This is a genomic window from Peribacillus sp. SIMBA_075, assembly GCF_046534585.1.
The window spans coordinates 1-364 of record NZ_JAWRYN010000211.1 but is presented as its reverse complement, the minus strand read 5'-3'; the positions used below and the strand labels follow the sequence as shown (position 1 = coordinate 364).

1 protein-coding gene is annotated in these 364 nt (G+C 39.3%); it reads right to left on the bottom strand.

From position 1 onward, the window contains the following. Positions 1-358 (bottom strand): arsenate reductase (thioredoxin) (arsC, locus tag SB775_RS27895; RefSeq protein ID WP_410864394.1); only part of this gene is annotated, 358 nt, incomplete at its 3' end. Between the last annotated feature and the right edge of the window lie 6 nt (positions 359-364).

Sequence of the window (364 nt, the reverse complement as noted above, 5' to 3'; positions counted from 1 at the left end):
CACGAACTCTTTGGAATACAGACCATTCCTGACCCGCTGGATCATCAAATCCCCAGTGAACTCGTTTTACATGTGGTGGTGTTGTCGGACATACATCATTTGCGTGACCACAAAGTGTTACAACTAAATCTGCTTTGTCTAAAATATCACGATCAATGATATCAGATGTTTGGTCCGTAATATCGATGTCTACTTCTTTCATTGCTTTAATTGCATTCGGATTTACTCCGTGCGCCTCAATACCTGCAGAAAGTACATTCCATTTGTCACCTAAATATTTTTTGCCCCAAGCTTCTGCCATTTGGCTACGACAAGAGTTTCCTGTGCATAAGAAGTAAATTGTTTTTTTGTTTTCCATGATAAT